This window comes from Mesorhizobium sp. C395A, assembly GCF_030323205.1.
GTDB lineage: Bacteria > Pseudomonadota > Alphaproteobacteria > Rhizobiales > Rhizobiaceae > Mesorhizobium.
In genome coordinates this window covers 4,944,770-4,960,248 of record NZ_CP100473.1, presented here as the reverse complement: position 1 = coordinate 4,960,248, position 15,479 = coordinate 4,944,770, and the positions used below count along the sequence as shown (strand labels likewise).

Annotated in this window: 13 protein-coding genes; 9 read left to right on the top strand and 4 right to left on the bottom strand. The window is 63.0% G+C overall.

Annotated elements, in window-relative coordinates:
* Nucleotides 1-110 precede the first annotated feature (110 nt).
* Nucleotides 111-1,070 carry a type I pantothenate kinase gene (gene coaA, locus NLY37_RS24215; protein ID WP_023672313.1) on the top strand — a complete coding sequence of 320 codons (960 nt, stop codon included), beginning with the start codon at nt 111-113 and terminating at the stop codon, nt 1,068-1,070.
* Here coaA and NLY37_RS24210 read toward each other — a convergent pair.
* From NLY37_RS24210 to NLY37_RS24195, 4 genes are all read right to left on the bottom strand, one after another.
* A complete protein-coding gene (locus NLY37_RS24210; RefSeq protein WP_023681407.1) occupies nt 1,057-2,193 on the bottom strand; it encodes a phosphatase PAP2 family protein in 1,137 nt (378 codons plus the stop codon). The genes coaA and NLY37_RS24210 overlap by 14 nt on opposite strands.
* A 124-nt stretch (nt 2,194-2,317) precedes the next feature.
* Complete coding sequence (locus NLY37_RS24205) at nt 2,318-2,947, bottom strand: alpha-ketoglutarate-dependent dioxygenase AlkB family protein (RefSeq protein ID WP_023741284.1); 630 nt, start codon at nt 2,945-2,947, stop codon at nt 2,318-2,320.
* A 158-nt stretch (nt 2,948-3,105) separates the two neighbouring features.
* Nucleotides 3,106-3,540: an alternative ribosome rescue aminoacyl-tRNA hydrolase ArfB gene (arfB, locus tag NLY37_RS24200; RefSeq protein WP_023672309.1), complete on the bottom strand. Its 435-nt coding sequence runs from the start codon at nt 3,538-3,540 to the stop codon at nt 3,106-3,108.
* 85 nt (nt 3,541-3,625) lie between these two features.
* The gene (locus tag NLY37_RS24195) at nt 3,626-5,236 is read right to left on the bottom strand and encodes a phosphoenolpyruvate carboxykinase (RefSeq protein ID WP_023741285.1); all 1,611 of its coding nucleotides are present in this window, start codon (nt 5,234-5,236) and stop codon (nt 3,626-3,628) included.
* 346 nt (nt 5,237-5,582) lie between these two features.
* Between NLY37_RS24195 and NLY37_RS24190 the strand changes: the two genes are divergently transcribed.
* From NLY37_RS24190 to tsaE, 8 genes are all read left to right on the top strand, one after another.
* Nucleotides 5,583-6,284 (top strand): response regulator transcription factor, encoded by a 702-nt coding sequence (locus NLY37_RS24190; protein ID WP_010912942.1) that lies wholly within the window; start codon nt 5,583-5,585, stop codon nt 6,282-6,284.
* A gap of 85 nt (nt 6,285-6,369) precedes the next feature.
* On the top strand, nt 6,370-8,151 hold the full coding sequence (locus NLY37_RS24185; protein WP_023741286.1) for a sensor histidine kinase: 1,782 nt from the start codon (nt 6,370-6,372) through the stop codon (nt 8,149-8,151).
* Nucleotides 8,152-8,163: 12 nt separating this feature from the next.
* A complete protein-coding gene (locus tag NLY37_RS24180; protein ID WP_023741287.1) occupies nt 8,164-8,625 on the top strand; it encodes an HPr kinase/phosphorylase in 462 nt (153 codons plus the stop codon).
* Between the two features lie 164 nt (nt 8,626-8,789).
* Nucleotides 8,790-9,191 (top strand): PTS sugar transporter subunit IIA, encoded by a 402-nt coding sequence (locus NLY37_RS24175; RefSeq protein WP_023672304.1) that lies wholly within the window; start codon nt 8,790-8,792, stop codon nt 9,189-9,191.
* Nucleotides 9,188-9,478 carry an HPr family phosphocarrier protein gene (locus NLY37_RS24170; protein WP_023672303.1) on the top strand — a complete coding sequence of 97 codons (291 nt, stop codon included), beginning with the start codon at nt 9,188-9,190 and terminating at the stop codon, nt 9,476-9,478. Before NLY37_RS24175 ends, NLY37_RS24170 begins: the two co-directional genes overlap by 4 nt.
* A 207-nt stretch (nt 9,479-9,685) precedes the next feature.
* The gene (gene ahcY, locus NLY37_RS24165) at nt 9,686-11,086 is read left to right on the top strand and encodes an adenosylhomocysteinase (RefSeq protein ID WP_023681401.1); all 1,401 of its coding nucleotides are present in this window, start codon (nt 9,686-9,688) and stop codon (nt 11,084-11,086) included.
* 308 nt (nt 11,087-11,394) lie between these two features.
* On the top strand, nt 11,395-13,959 hold the full coding sequence (locus NLY37_RS24160; protein WP_023741288.1) for a sensor histidine kinase: 2,565 nt from the start codon (nt 11,395-11,397) through the stop codon (nt 13,957-13,959).
* An 8-nt stretch (nt 13,960-13,967) separates the two neighbouring features.
* Nucleotides 13,968-15,479 (top strand): tRNA (adenosine(37)-N6)-threonylcarbamoyltransferase complex ATPase subunit type 1 TsaE, encoded by a 1,512-nt coding sequence (gene tsaE, locus NLY37_RS24155; RefSeq protein WP_023681400.1) that lies wholly within the window; start codon nt 13,968-13,970, stop codon nt 15,477-15,479.

Below are 15,479 nucleotides of genomic sequence, written 5' to 3'. Positions count from 1 at the left end.
GGCCGAGGCCTTAAATCTGAATCCGTCTCTAAATTGATAGAGGGAGCATGATGTCGCCCGAAAACCGCTTCACACTTTTCGGCCTCATGCTCTAGAGGGCAGGAAACTCGATGGACCAGCTCGCTCCGACCGAGAAATATTCCCCCTATCGTTTCTTCTCGGCCGAGCAATGGTCGAACTTCCGCGCCGACACGCCGATGACGCTGGGCGAAGACGAGATCAACCGTCTGCGCTCACTGAACGATCCGGTCGACCTGGAAGAAGTCAAGCGCATCTATCTGTCGCTCTCGCGGCTGCTTTCGGCGCATGTCGAGGCCAGCCAGTTGCTGTTTCGCCAGCGCCAGGCCTTCTTCAACGCGCTGGATGTGGTCAAGACACCGTTCATCATCGGCATTGCCGGTTCGGTTGCGGTCGGCAAATCGACCACGGCGCGCGTGCTGAAGGAGCTTCTGGCGCGCTGGCCGTCGAGCCCCAAGGTCGATCTCATCACTACCGACGGGTTCCTGTTGCCCAACAAGGTGTTGCGACGCGACAATCTGATGGAGCGCAAGGGCTTTCCCGACAGCTACGATGTCGGTGCGCTGCTGCGTTTCCTCTCGGGCATCAAGTCGGCGCAGCGCAATGTCCGCGCGCCCGTCTATTCGCATTTGACCTATGACGTCATTCCCGGCGAGTTCGTCACCATCGACCGGCCCGACATTCTGATCTTCGAAGGCATCAACGTTCTGCAGCCCGGCAAATTGCCGAAGGACGGCAAGATCGTGCCGTTCCTGTCGGATTTCTTCGATTTCGCCATTTATATCGACGCCGACGAAAAGCTGATCCACCAATGGTACATCGCCCGCTTCATGCGGCTGCGCGAGACGGCCTTCCGCAATCCGGACTCCTTCTTCCACCGCTATTCGCAGCTTTCGGAAGACGCCGCGCGCGCCATTGCGGAAGGCTTGTGGGCCAACATCAACCTGAAAAACCTGCGCGAGAACATCGTGCCGACACGGGCGCGGGCCGACCTCATCCTGCGCAAGGGCGCCAATCATCTGGTCGAGGAAGTGGCGCTCAGGAAACTGTGACGGCCGCCTCCGGGCGGCTGCCGCCAGCCGCCGATTGCCGGGCCGGGCCTGGCATCAGGATTTCGCCGTCGGGTACCAGCTTGCGGACGGCCGCACATAGGGCGATCGTGAGCGCGACCGCCGCATAACCATCGATCGCATAGTGCCAACCAAGATAGACCGAACTCGCGACTATGAAGGCGACATACAGAAATGCGATGGCGCCCAACCGCTGGTCGTACTCCCAGGTATATACCGCATTCAGGGTGATCAAGGCGACATGAACGCTTGGAAATGCCGATATTCCCGACGCGAGTCCAGTCACACCCTCGGTCTGGAGCGTCCACAGATACTGCTGGTACACGGCGGCGGAACTCGCCGACGGGCTTTGCGCAAGAAACGAAAGCTGTTCACCGAAGCGTGGCACATCGCCGGTGACATAGCCGTAGAACGCCGGTCCGGCCGACATGAACAGCCCGGCCAGGATGTTTCCGACGACTACCCACACCACCATGAAGGACAGCACATAGCGTCTCTTCAGATGCGTGGTGCGTGGTGACGTGACCATGAAAAACAGCATGCTGTAGCAAATGATGAACCACAGCATGTCGTAGTTCCATCCGACGGATTCCCGTACCCAGTCATGCTTGCCGATAACGTAGAGCCATCGCCACGGATCAGTGCCGAAATGCAGATAGGCATCGATATCTGCCAAGGCGCGATCATAGGGGAAACCTTTCCACAGGACGGACATGCCGTTCTTGACCGAGGTGAAGGTGCTTTGGAAAATCATGATGCCCATCAACAGACATATGCCGGAAAAGAGAACCGCCATCCGCTCGGCTGAGAACATCTTGCCCGCAGCAAATTTCCGCCGACGCTCAAATCGATGCAAAAGCCAGCCGGTTTCCAGGAGAAGCGATACCGCCGGCAGCACGAAACCGAAAACCATAAGCCATATCGGCACGTAGGTCTGGTATGCGGTGCGATGGAGCGCGCCGACCCAAGCCAGAAACCCCAGCCCCGTTGCAGTGTAGATGCCAATGAACAGGTAGAGCGATGCATCCGAGCGGGCGATCGAAACCGTGCGCCATGCGGCATTTCGAATGTAGCGCCAAATCACTTCGGATTCGATTTCGAGCATGGTATCCACACCGGGAATGATGACGTTTTGGCGCAGACTAGCGGCCGAAACCTTAAATTCCGTTAGGGACTTTTCATTCGCAAGGTCAGTGGTTCAGTAAGTGCAAGAATGCACTCTCACCTCTTCAAGGCAAGGTCACCCGCCGCAGCGTCAGATTGATCCTGCCGCCATTTTTCAGCAGCGCCGAGGTCGACGGGTAGATGCGGTCGACGCCATGGAAGCAGAGCCGGCCTTCGCCGCCGAGCACGACGACGTCGCCGCTTTTCAGGCGGAACGATTTGGTGCCGCCGTCGCGTGTGGCCCCCCTGCCCGTCACTTGGCCGACCCGGAACAGGCAATCGTCGCCAAGCGACACCGAGACCACTGGGGCCGAGAAATCGGCTTCGTCGCGATCCTGGTGCAGACCCATTTTGGCGTCCTGCGTATAGAAATTGACCAGGCAGGCCTCCGGCGGATTCGGATAGGCGGCGACCTCCCGCCACAATTGCAGCAGCGCGTCCGGGATCGGCGGCCATGGCTCTCCGGTGAGTGGGTGCGTTGGCTGGTAGCGATAGCCCAGCTCCTTGTCGGTGACCCAGCCGAGCGTGCCGCAATTGGTCATGCGCACGCTCATCTCCTTGCCGGTCCGCGGCATCGCCGGCACGTACAGCGGCGCGCGCTGTACAATGGTCCTCACCTCTTCGACCAGCGCTTCCTGCGCCGCGCGGGACAGATGACCAGGCATGTGGCGGACGCCTTTGGGCAGAACGAGCATGACTTCGCCTCCGGTTGATACTGAAACCATGCCACCGCCAATCAGAAACAGCGACCCGAAAGCCACCGTTGTCGGTCTCCCTTTCTGTGGCAATGGTGAAACCTTGCGGCTGCGGCTCCGAAGGGGAGGCCGCTTTATGCACGCAGTCGGCACGGTCCTTAGTCGTTCTCTACCCGGCCGCGCAGCTTTTTGATCGTGCCGCGCCCTGCCTTGCTTTGCAGCCGCCGCTCCACCGAGCCTTTCGACGGCCTGGTCTTCTTGCGCGGCGGCGGCGGCGGTTCCGCGGCCTTGGCGACCAGCGCCGTCAGCCTTGCCCGGGCATCGGCCCGGTTCTGCTCCTGGGTGCGGAAGCGGCCGGCCTCGATGACGATGACGCCGTCCTTGGTGGCGCGCTGGCCGGCGAGCTTGATCGTGCGCGCGCGCACGCGTTCGGACAGGCCAGCCGCATTGGCGGCGTCGAAGCGCAACTGGACCGCGGTCGCCACCTTGTTGACGTTCTGGCCGCCGGGACCCGACGAACGGATGAAATCCTCGTGCAGGTCGCCCGGATGGATTACGGCTTCGTCTGATATGATGATGTCGTCGATCGGCATGCCGCAGTCATGGCGCGGCGGACCAAAAAGAAAAGGCCCGATCGAGACCGCGCCTTTCAAGGATGCTTCGGTGAAGACGCCTCGACTATTCCGCAGCTTCCTGCAGGCGGGGTGCTGCGCCGAGCACGACGGCATCGACATGGCTCTCGAATTTCTCGAAGTTGACGGCGAACATGCCGACCAATCGCGCTGCCTGCCGGTCATAGGCTGCCTTGTCGGCCCAGGTCGAACGCGGGTCGAGAATGGCGCTGTCGACGCCAGGCACAGCAACCGGCACCTCGAAGCCGAAATTGGCGTCGGTGCGGAAACCGGACGCCTTCAGCGAACCGTCAAGCGCTGCGGCCAGCAAGGCGCGCGTCGCCTTGATCGGCATGCGCTTGCCGGTGCCGTAGGCGCCGCCGGTCCAGCCGGTGTTGACCAGCCAGCAATCGGCGCCGTGGCGGGCGATCAGCTCGCGCAGCAGATTGCCGTATTCCTTGGGGTGGCGCGGCATGAACGGGGCGCCGAAGCAGGTCGAGAACGTCGCTTCCGGCTCGGTAACGCCCTTCTCGGTGCCGGCCACCTTGGCGGTGTAGCCGGAGAGGAAGTGGTACATCGCCTGCGCCGGGGTCAGCCGTGCGATCGGCGGCATGATGCCGAAGGCATCGGCGGTCAGCATGATGATGTTTTTCGGGTGGCTGGCCCGTCCGCTCTTCGAGGCATTGGGGATGAAATCCAGCGGATAGGCGCAGCGCGTGTTTTCGGTGAGCCGGCCGTCGTTGAAGTCCGGCACGCGGTCGGCGTTGAGCACGACATTTTCCAGCACCGTGCCGAAACGCTGCGTGGTGGCGAAAATCTCCGGCTCGGCCTCGGCCGACAGCCGGATCGTCTTGGCGTAGCAGCCGCCTTCGAAGTTGAAGATGCCGTGCGGTCCCCAGCCGTGCTCGTCGTCGCCGATGAGCGTACGTGACGGAACGGCCGACAGCGTCGTCTTGCCCGTCCCGGAAAGCCCGAAGAAGATCGCTGCGTCGCCGCCCGGACCCTCATTGGCCGAGCAGTGCATCGGCATGACGCCCTTTTCCGGCAGCAGATAGTTGAGCATGGTGAACACCGATTTCTTCATCTCGCCGGCATAGGAAGTGCCGCCGATGAGCACGATCTTGCGGGTGAGATCGACCGCAATCACCGTTTCGGTGCGGCTGCCGTGGCGGGCCGGATCGGCGCGGAAGGACGGCAGGTCGATGATCGTCATCTCCGGCACGAAATCCTCGAGCTCGGCGGCCTGCGGGCGGATCAAAAGATTGCGGATGAACAGCGAGTGCCAGGCGAATTCGGTGATGACCCGCGTCGGCAGCTTCAGCTCGGCATCGGCGCCGCCGACGAGGTCCTGCACATAGAGATCGCTATTCGCGGCGTGGACAAGGAAATCGGCGAGCAGCATTTCGAACTGGCCCGCCGAAATCGCCTTGTTGTTGTCCCACCAGACATGGGGCTCGGTGGCGCCATCGCGGACGACAAACTTGTCCTTGGGCGAGCGGCCAGTGTGCTGGCCGGTCTCGGCAAGCAGCGCGCCGCCGGCGGTCAACCGGGCCTCGCCACGACGGATCGCTGCCTCATAAAGGGCGGCCGCACCAAAATTATAATGCACCGTGCCGGTGGTTTTCAGGCCGATACGATCGATCGCGCAAGCAGAATTGCGTTTGCCGACTTCCGACATCAAGGGTCCCTTCTTCTGGATTCGCCGCACTTTGCCGGCGCGTTTCCGGCGAGCCCGCGTTAGGGGCTGAGACGGTGAGAACCAGAAAACTCGAATGATATCAAATCATTAATCGATTTAAAAATTTTGAAAGTTGTTTAAATCGTTTATATGTGCAAAAAATCACGGTGGTTGCCCAAAGGATTGGCACACAGTGTTCGTCCAACCCGTGTAGAGGTTCCGATGGGGCCGCCGGCAAGCCGTCCGCGACAGCGGGTGGAGCCTGTGCCACATTTTGTACCTAATTTGTCCTGCAAAAGCCCCTTCTCTAAGACAGAAGGGACAGCTCATGAGGGAGCCGCTTGAAATGGCAACAATCGCGCTTGTCGATGACGACCGCAACATTCTGACATCGGTGTCGATCGCCCTCGAGTCCGAGGGGTATCGCGTCGAGACCTACACGGATGGTGCGTCGGCGCTGGAAGGCCTGGCGGCGCGGCCGCCGAATCTCGCCATCCTCGACATCAAGATGCCGCGCATGGACGGCATGGAGCTGTTGCGCCGGATGCGGCAGAAGTCCGACCTGCCGGTGATCTTCCTGACCTCGAAGGACGATGAGATCGATGAGCTTTTCGGCCTCAAGATGGGCGCCGACGATTTCATCCGCAAACCGTTCTCGCAGCGCCTGCTGGTCGAGCGGGTGCGCGCCGTGCTGCGCCGCGCCAGCGCCCGCGAAGCTGCGGCAAAGGCGCCCAGCCAGCAGGCCCGTTCGCTGGAACGCGGCCAGCTCGTCATGGACCAGGAACGCCATACCTGCACCTGGAAGGGCGAGCCGGTGACGCTGACGGTCACCGAATTTCTCATCCTGCACTCGTTGGCGCAGCGCCCCGGCGTGGTAAAAAGCCGTGATGCGCTGATGGATTCCGCCTATGATGAGCAGGTCTATGTCGACGACCGCACCATCGATAGCCACATCAAGCGGCTGCGCAAGAAGTTCAAGGCCGTCGATGACGACTTCGAAATGATCGAAACCCTTTACGGAGTCGGATACCGGTTCCGCGAAGCTTGAGTTGATGCATGTCGCCCAAAAGTGGTCGCGGTTTTTGGGACGACGACATGCATAAAACCAAAGACTAGGCGGGAGCTGCTATTCGATGGCAGTGGATGTACAGCGGAGCAGACGAACGAGCGCTGTCAGGCGGTCGCGGGTTCTGCCCGCATTCCTGTCGAGGTTGACGGTGCCGATGCGCCGCTTCCTCGGCCACCACATCTTTTCCAGCCTGACCCGGCGCATCCTGTTCCTCAACCTGGCCGGCCTCGCCGTGCTGGTCACCGGCATCCTCTATCTCAACACCTTCCGCGACGGGCTGATCGACGCCCGCGTCGAAAGCCTGATGACGCAGGGCGAGATCATCGCCGGCGCCATTGCCGCGTCGGCGACGGTCGAGACCGATTCGATCAGCATCGATCCGGAAAAACTACTCGAACTGCAGGCCGGTGAAAGCCTGGGGCCGGGCTCCGACCAGCTCGACAATCTGGATTTCCCGATCAATCCCGAGCGCGTCGCGCCGGTGCTGCGGCGGCTGATTTCGCCGACGCGCACCCGGGCCCGCATCTATGACCGCGACGCCAATCTGCTGCTCGATTCGCGCCATCTCTATTCGCGCGGCCAAATCCTGCGCTACGACCTGCCGCCGGTCGAGGACGAGCAGCCGGATATGCTGGAGCGCGTGCAGAAATTCGTCTTCGACTTCTTCCGCAACAAGGACCTGCCCGTCTACCATGAGCAGCCGGGCGGCAACGGTGCGGCCTTCCCGGAAGTGGTCAAGGCGCTGACCGGCAGTCCATCGACGATCGTGCGGGTGAGCGAACAGGGCGAGCAGATCGTTTCGGTGGCGGTGCCGATCCAGCGCTTCCGTGCCGTTCTCGGCGTGCTGATGCTGTCGACGGAAGGCGGCGACATCGACAAGATCGTCGCCGCCGAACGCAAGGCTATTTTGCGCGTGTTCGGCATCGCCGCCCTGGTCACCGCCATCCTGTCGATGCTGCTCGCATCCACCATCGCCAATCCGCTGCGCCGGCTATCGGCGGCGGCAGTGCGGGTGCGGCGCGGCGTCAAGAGCCGCGAGGAGATCCCCGACTTTTCCGACCGCCAGGACGAGATCGGCAATTTGTCGGTCGCGGTGCGCGATATGACCAATGCGCTCTATGCCCGCATCGAGGCGATCGAAAGCTTCGCCGCCGATGTCTCGCACGAGCTGAAGAACCCGCTGACGTCGCTGCGCAGCGCGGTGGAGACCTTGCCGCTGGCCAAGAACGACAATTCACGCGGCAGGCTGATGGAGATCATCCAGCACGATGTCCGGCGTCTCGACCGGCTGATCACCGACATTTCCGATGCCTCGCGCCTAGACGCCGAACTGGCGCGTGAGGATGCCGCCACGGTCGATTTGAAGAAATTCATCACCGATCTCGTCGCCGTGTCGCGCGAAGCGACGCGCAACAAAAAGGCTGTCGAGATCGAATTCAAGGCCGCCAAGCTGCCGCAAGGCGTCAAAGGCTATTTCGTCACCGGCCATGATCTGAGGATCGGCCAGGTCATCACCAATCTGATCGAGAATGCCCGCTCCTTCGTGCCGGAGGACCACGGCCATATCGCCATTTCCCTGGCACGCTCGGGCAAGGTCAACATCGTCACCGTCGACGACAACGGCCCCGGAATCCGCGCCGACGCCATCGACCGCATCTTCGAGCGCTTCTACACCGACCGCCCGGCGGGCGAGGCGTTCGGCCAGAATTCGGGGCTTGGCCTGTCGATATCCAGGCAGATCGTCGAAGCCCATGGCGGCACGCTGACCGCCGAGAACATCCCCGGCACCAAGCCCGGCGACATCAAGGGCGCGCGCTTCGTCGTTACGCTGCCGGCCGAAGGCTGATCGCGGCTGCGCATGCCCGATCCCACCGCGGAACCCGAGAACATCCATGCCACCGCAGTCCTGATTGGCGAGCGGGGCGTCCTGATCACCGGGCCGTCCGGCTCGGGCAAGACAACGCTGGCGCTGGCGCTCATCGACCATTTCAGCCGGCTCGGGCTGTTTGCGCGGCTGATCGGCGACGACCAGCTGTTTGTCGCGGCGCGTTTCGGGCGGCTGGTCTGCCATGCGCCCGCCAGCATTGCCGGCCTCACAGAGGTGCCCGGACTTGGTCCGAAGCCGCTTTTGTTCCAACCTGTGGGAGTCATCGACCTGGCAATCCGGATGGTTTCCGCAAACGCTGTGGAGCGTTTCCAGGAAGAGTCGAGCGCGACCATTGCCGGCTGTGTGGTGCCGCGCATCGACCTCGTTCAGCGCAACGTCACTGCGGCTTTGCCGGCGGTAATGGCGCGGTTGGCGATTGCGCCTTTCGTATGATCCGCCGCCGGTTTTTTGCTGCAATGCGTCAAATTGGCCATGGCCGACGCAATTTTGGGCTTGTCAACGCGCCGCGCGTCGACAAGATAGCGCTCCCGCCGCCTGGGATGGCCGGCGAGCATAAAAAGCGCCTGTGAAGCGGCGATGACGGGAGCCACCATAGAATGATCGGACTCGTGCTTGTAACGCACGGTCAACTGGCCGCCGAGTTCCGCCATGCCGTGGAACATGTCGTGGGGCCACAAGACAATTTCGAAACCGTGGCAATCGGCGCCGATGACGATATGGAGCAGCGTCGGCGCGATATCGTCGACGCCGTCGGCCGCGTCGACACCGGGACCGGCGTCATCGTTCTGACCGATATGTTCGGCGGCACGCCTTCCAACCTCGCCATTTCGGTGATGGAATCCGGTCGCACCGAGGTCATCGCCGGCATGAACCTGCCGATGCTGATCAAGCTGTCGTCGATCCGCAAGGGCGACAACATGGCGACCGCGCTCGACGAGGCGCAGGCCGCGGGGCGCAAATACATCAACGTCGCAAGTCAGCTGCTGAGCAGCAAATGAACGCGCTGTCGCCCGGTGAGATCGTGCGCGAGTTCCCGATCGTCAACCAGCGCGGCCTGCATGCGCGCGCCTCGGCGAAGTTCGTCCAGGTCGCCAGCGGCTTCGACGCCACCGTCCATGTCGAGAAGGATGGTCTCAAGGTCGGCGGCACCTCGATCATGGGGCTGATGATGCTGGCGGCGAGCCCCGGTTATTCGATCCGCGTCACCGCCAGCGGCGCTGAAGCCGCAGCGGCGATGGACGCGCTGGAGCAGCTGGTCGCCTCGCGCTTCGGCGAAGAGTGCTGAAGTTTTTGCTTTGAACGCCGTTGTCCCAAAACCGCGGGATACTTTTGGGCGGCATGCATCCCCGTAAAACACATACGCGCATAAAGATTTCTTTATATCCCATTGTCGTCTTGGCGGCGATCTGCTAGTCAGGCCGGCATTCCGCGCCCTTCGACGCGCCGTGTGGCGCAGGCGCATTCTGAAGACAAATCACACCGGAGCACTGCCATGACAGGTAGCAAGGACTATGTGGTCGCCGACATCTCGCTTGCCGGCTGGGGCCGCAAGGAACTCGATATCGCCGAAACCGAAATGCCGGGCCTGATGGCCTGCCGCGAGGAATTCGGCGACAAGAAGCCGTTGAAAGGTGCGCGCATCACCGGCTCGCTGCACATGACCATCCAGACTGCGGTGCTGATCGAGACGCTGAAGGCGCTTGGCGCCGATATCCGCTGGGCCTCGTGCAACATCTTCTCGACCCAGGACCATGCGGCCGCAGCCATCGCCGAGGCCGGCATCCCGGTGTTCGCCGTCAAGGGCGAGTCGCTCGAGGAGTATTGGGACTACACCGACAGGATCTTCCAGTGGGCCGATGGCGGCCTCTCCAACATGATCCTCGACGATGGCGGCGACGCCACCATGTACATACTGATCGGCGCCCGCGCCGAGGCCGGCGAGGACGTGCTGTCCAACCCGCAGAGCGAGGAAGAGGAATACTTCTACGCCCAGGTCAAGAAGCGCCTGAAGGCCTCACCCGGCTTCTTCACCAAGCAGAAGGAAGCCATTCGCGGCGTCACCGAAGAGACGACGACGGGCGTCAACCGGCTCTACCAGCTGCAGAAGAAGGGCCTGCTGCCCTTCCCGGCGATCAACGTCAACGACTCGGTCACCAAGTCGAAGTTCGACAACAAATACGGCTGCAAGGAATCGCTGGTCGACGGCATCCGCCGCGGCACCGACACCATGATGGCCGGCAAGGTTGCGGTCGTCTGCGGCTATGGCGACGTCGGCAAGGGCTCGTCGGCTTCGCTCAAGGGCGCCGGCGCCCGCGTCAAGGTCACCGAAGTCGATCCGATCTGCGCGCTGCAAGCGGCGATGGACGGCTTTGAAGTCGTCACGCTGGAAGATGCCGCACCGACCGCCGACATCGTCATCACCACCACCGGCAACAAGGATGTCGTCACCCTCGACCACATGCGCTCGATGAAGGACATGGTGATCGTCGGCAATATTGGCCACTTCGACAATGAGATCCAGGTCGCGTCGCTGCGCAACCTGCAATGGACCAACGTCAAGCCGCAGGTCGACATGATAACCTTCCCGGACGGCAAGCGGATGATCCTGCTGTCCGAGGGGCGCCTGCTCAACCTCGGCAACGCGACCGGTCATCCGAGCTTCGTGATGTCGGCTTCGTTCACCAATCAGGTGCTGGCGCAGATCGAGCTCTACACCAAGCCCGGCCAGTACCAGAACCAGGTCTATGTGCTGCCCAAGCACCTCGACGAGAAGGTGGCGCGTCTGCATCTCGACAAGCTAGGAGCCCGCTTGACCGAACTTTCCGGCGAACAGGCCGCCTATATCGGCGTGACCCCGCAGGGTCCGTTCAAGCCGGAACACTACCGCTATTAGCCAAAGCGGCGTTTACCACTAGATATTGAAGCCGGGCGATTGACTTTTCGCCCGGCTTCTTTTTTGCGCGGATGATTCTTCACGCCGATTCCAGCACGCGCTATTGTGCTGATTCGTGGGCCGGGAACGAGGCCGGCGTACGCATCGAGAGCATGATTCGAACCGAAGGACCGCGTCAGCGAAAAGTGGGAAGCGGTTTTCGGAAAAGATCATGCTCTTTAGAAAAGAGTTAGGTCAGAAGGGCGTTTCCATCAAACGTGATCCTGATCTAGGCGGTCTTGCATTCAGGCGGCGAAGAGGACCAAGGCATGCCGGGGGAAAACCCGCCTCGCGCGGGATCGGCCGTTTCCGGCGGCCATGACGATTCCGATAGCAATGGCTCCGTCACGACAGGCGGTGGCCTGAAGAGGCGCGTTGGCGCCCGCACCGCCGGCTTTCTTGCCACCTCAGCTCTTGCCGGCCCGCTCACCTCGTTTGCCGCCCATGCCGAGCCGGCCATTGCGCAGAAGGCCGGACTGTCGGTCAGCGCGGTCGAAGTCATCCAGCTCGCCATGTTCGTCGGCGTCATGGGCGCGGCACTGGTCTCGGCCATCTTCCTGATCCGCGAAAGAGCCCGCACCTCGGCGCAGAATGTCGAACTCAGAGCCCGCATTGCCGACATCAATGCGGCGCTGCAGCGCTCCGACGCGCTGCTCAATCTGCGTGACCAGCGCGTCATCGTCTGGGCGTCGGAGAACAAGAAGCCGGAGCTGATCGGCACGCTGCCGCTGGAAAGCGGTGCGCCGGACGACCGTGCAGCCTTCCTCGCCTTCGGCCGCTGGCTGATGCCGCGCTCGGCGGCGGCGCTCGAAAATGCCGTCGCTGGTCTGCGCGAGAAAGCGAAACCCTTTGATCTCGTGATCGAATCGCAGGCCGGGGCGCCGCTTGAAGTGCATGGCCGCAAGAGCGCCGCGCATGTGCTGGTGCGCTTCGTCTCGCTGTCGGAAACTCAGAGGAGCCAAGCCAGGCTGAAGATCGAGAACCAGCGTCTGGCCGCCGACTACGAGACCATGATCGGCCTGCTCGACGCCTTGCCGATGCCGGCCTGGCTGCGCGCCACCGACGGGCGGCTGAAATGGGTCAACCGTGCCTATGCCGGAGCGGTCGAGGCACCGAACGCCGAGACCGCCGTGCGCGAAGCCAAGGAATTCCTCGGCGCCCAAGCGCGCGAACAGATCGCCGCGCAGCACAAATCGCGCCCGATCTTCGAACAGACGCTGTCGACGGTGATCGAGGGCGACCGCCGGGTGTTCGCCGTCACCGACTTCGCCGGTGCCGACGGCTCGGCCGGTCTTGCCTGCGACACCAGCGCCACCGAAACCATTCGCGGCGAATATGAGCGCACGGTGCGCAGCCATGCCGACACGCTCGACCAGCTCAACACGGCGGTGGCGATCTTCGATGCCAACGAGAAGTTGCGCTTCTTCAACCAGGCGTTCCAGAAACTGTGGGGGCTGGACCCGGGCTTCCTGCACAGCGCGCCCGACAATGCGCTGCTGCTCGACCGGCTGCGCAGCGAAGGCAAGATCGCCGAGCAGCCGGAATGGCGGCGCTGGAAAGAAGGCCTGCTTGGCGCCTACCGCGCGGTGGAATCGCAAGAGCATTGGTGGCATCTGCCCGACGGCAAGACCATCCGCGTGGTGGCCAACCCGCAGCCGAAGGGCGGCGTGACCTGGGTGTTCGAGAACCTGACCGAGAAGATGGACCTCGAAAGCCGCTACCAGACGGCGGTGCGGGTCCAGGGCGAAACGCTCGACAATCTGGCCGAAGGCGTCGCCGTGTTCGGTCCCGATGGGCGGCTGCGCCTGTCGAACCCGGCCTTTGTCGCGCTGTGGGGACTGAGCCAGGATGTGATCAAGCCCAACGTCCATGTCTCGGCGATCCGCGATCTCAGCGACCAGCGCGCCGTCGACAGCCCGTGGGGCGGGTTCGTCGCCGCCATCACCGGTTTCGACGACGAGCGCCGCGACCGCCATGGCCAGACCGAACTGAAGAACGGCACAGTGCTCAGCTACGCCGTCATCCCGCTGCCCAACGGCCAGGTGATGATGACCTTTGTGGACGTCACCGACAGCGTCAATGTCGAGCGCGCGCTGAAGGACAAGAACGAAGCGCTGCAGAAATCCGACCAGCTGAAGAACGAGTTCGTGCAGCATGTCTCCTACGAGCTGCGCTCGCCGCTGACCAACATCATCGGCTTCACCGAGCTTCTGTCGCTGCCGGCGACCGGGCCGCTCAGCCCAAAGCAGCGCGAATATGTCGAGCATGTCGGCTCGTCATCCTCGGTGCTGCTCACCATCGTCAACGACATACTCGACCTCGCCACCGTCGACGCCGGCATCATGCAGCTCGACATTTCGGAAGTAAGCGTCGAGCGCACCATCGAGGCCGCGGCCGAACTGGTCGCCGACCGGCTGCAAGAGCATTCGATCAAGCTCCGGATCGACGCCGCTGCGGCGCCGAAGAGTTTTCACGGCGACGAGACCCGGGTTCGCCAGATCCTCTACAATCTGCTCAGCAACGCCGCCAATTACGCGCCGGAGGCGAGCACTATCACGCTTGCCTGCCGGCATTTGGAGCAAGGTGTGGAATTCTCCGTCCATGACAACGGCCCCGGCATGCCGCCGGACCTGCTCGATTCGGTGTTCCGCCGCTTCGAGCCGCGCACCAATGGCGGGCGCCGGCGCGGTGCGGGCTTAGGCCTGTCGATCGTCAAGAGCTTTGTCGAGCTGCACGGCGGCAGCGTGCGCATCGAGACCGGCAAGGACAAGGGCACCACCGTCATCTGCACCTTCCCCGATGCACCGTCGGGCATCCGCGCCGCGGCCGAGTAGCGCGCTCGATGACCGTTGTTGTGCTGGAGCGTTTTCTCGCCGACGAGGCTGCGACCGCAAGGCTCGGCGAGGACCTGGCCATGGCGCTGCGGCCGGGCGACGTGCTGGCGCTCAAGGGCGATCTCGGCGCCGGCAAGTCGACGCTGGCGCGGGCCCTGATCAGGGCGCTGGCCGACGATGCCGGCCTCGATGTGCCGAGCCCTACCTTCACCTTGGTGCAAAGCTACGACACGCGCATCCCCGTGCACCATTTCGATCTCTATCGCCTGTCCTCGGCCGGCGAGATGGACGAGCTGGGTTTCGACGAGGCGCTGCTGCAGGGCGCTGCCCTTGTCGAGTGGCCGGAACGGGCGGAGGCCGCTCTGCCCAGGACGTCGATCTGGATCGAACTCGTCCATCAGGGCGAAGGCCGCCTGGCGAAACTATCGGGCCAAGGCGTTGCCTTCGAACGCGTGGCCCGATCGCTGGCGATGCGCGATTTCCTCAAAACGGCCGGTTGGGGCGACGCCGCGCGGCGCCATTTCGTCGGCGACGCCTCGGCGCGCTCCTATGAGATCGTCTCGCGCGCCGGCCTTGCGCCGCGCGTGCTGATGAATTCGCCGCGGCTGGTGCTGGGGCCGCCGGTGCGCGACGGCAAGCCCTATGCCGTGATCGCCCACACCGCGCAGTCGGTCACCGCTTTCGTCGCCATCGACAAGGCGCTGCTGGCGCAAGGTGTCAGTGTCCCAAAAATCCATGCCGAGGATCTCGAGCAAGGGTTTCTGCTGCTGGAGCATCTGGGCTCGGAAGGTTTTCTCGACGGCAATGGTGAGCCGGCGGCCGAGCGCTACACGGCAGCAGCCGAATTGCTGGCCATGATGCATGGCAAGACCTGGCTGCAGCGCATGGAAGCCGTCCCAGGCGTCTTCCACGAGGTGCCGCCCTTCGATCGCGACGCCATGCTGATCGAAGCCGATCTCTTGGTCGATTGGTATGTGCCGATGGTGACCGGCAGCCCGGCAAGCGAGGCTTTACGCGCCGGCTATCACAGGGAATGGAACGCGGTTCTCGATCGGCTGGACACACAGGAATACACGCTGATGCTGCGCGACTTCCATTCGCCCAACATCATCTGGCGCGGTGACCGCAAAGGCCACGACCGCCTCGGCATCGTCGACGTCCAGGACGCGCTGATGGGTCCGGCGGCCTATGACGTTGCGTCGCTGGCCATGGATGCCCGCGTCACCGTTTCGCCCGATATCGAGCAGCGGACCGTGGACGCCTATGTCGCTGCGCGCCACGCCGCCGGCGGCTTCGATGAGGACGCCTTCCGCGCGGCCTATGCGATCATGGCGGCGCAGCGCAATTCGAAGATCCTCGGCATTTTCGTGCGGCTCGAAAAGCGCGACGGCAAGCCCTATTATCTCCGACACCTGCCGCGCATCCGCGATTATCTCAGGCGGGCGCTGGCGCACCCGGCGCTGGCTCAGCTGAAGGAGTTTTACATGGCACATGGCCTGCTGGAGGAACGGCTCCCGTGA

Coding starts and splice junctions, on each gene's coding strand:
- coaA (WP_023672313.1), top strand. CDS start 111: ATGGACCAGCTCGCTCCGACCGAGAAATATTCCCCCTATCGTTTCTTC.
- NLY37_RS24210 (WP_023681407.1), bottom strand. CDS start 2,193: ATGCTCGAAATCGAATCCGAAGTGATTTGGCGCTACATTCGAAATGCC.
- NLY37_RS24205 (WP_023741284.1), bottom strand. CDS start 2,947: ATGCTCGTTCTGCCCAAAGGCGTCCGCCACATGCCTGGTCATCTGTCC.
- arfB (WP_023672309.1), bottom strand. CDS start 3,540: ATGCCGATCGACGACATCATCATATCAGACGAAGCCGTAATCCATCCG.
- NLY37_RS24195 (WP_023741285.1), bottom strand. CDS start 5,236: ATGTCGGAAGTCGGCAAACGCAATTCTGCTTGCGCGATCGATCGTATC.
- NLY37_RS24190 (WP_010912942.1), top strand. CDS start 5,583: ATGGCAACAATCGCGCTTGTCGATGACGACCGCAACATTCTGACATCG.
- NLY37_RS24185 (WP_023741286.1), top strand. CDS start 6,370: ATGGCAGTGGATGTACAGCGGAGCAGACGAACGAGCGCTGTCAGGCGG.
- NLY37_RS24180 (WP_023741287.1), top strand. CDS start 8,164: ATGCCCGATCCCACCGCGGAACCCGAGAACATCCATGCCACCGCAGTC.
- NLY37_RS24175 (WP_023672304.1), top strand. CDS start 8,790: ATGATCGGACTCGTGCTTGTAACGCACGGTCAACTGGCCGCCGAGTTC.
- NLY37_RS24170 (WP_023672303.1), top strand. CDS start 9,188: ATGAACGCGCTGTCGCCCGGTGAGATCGTGCGCGAGTTCCCGATCGTC.
- ahcY (WP_023681401.1), top strand. CDS start 9,686: ATGACAGGTAGCAAGGACTATGTGGTCGCCGACATCTCGCTTGCCGGC.
- NLY37_RS24160 (WP_023741288.1), top strand. CDS start 11,395: ATGCCGGGGGAAAACCCGCCTCGCGCGGGATCGGCCGTTTCCGGCGGC.
- tsaE (WP_023681400.1), top strand. CDS start 13,968: ATGACCGTTGTTGTGCTGGAGCGTTTTCTCGCCGACGAGGCTGCGACC.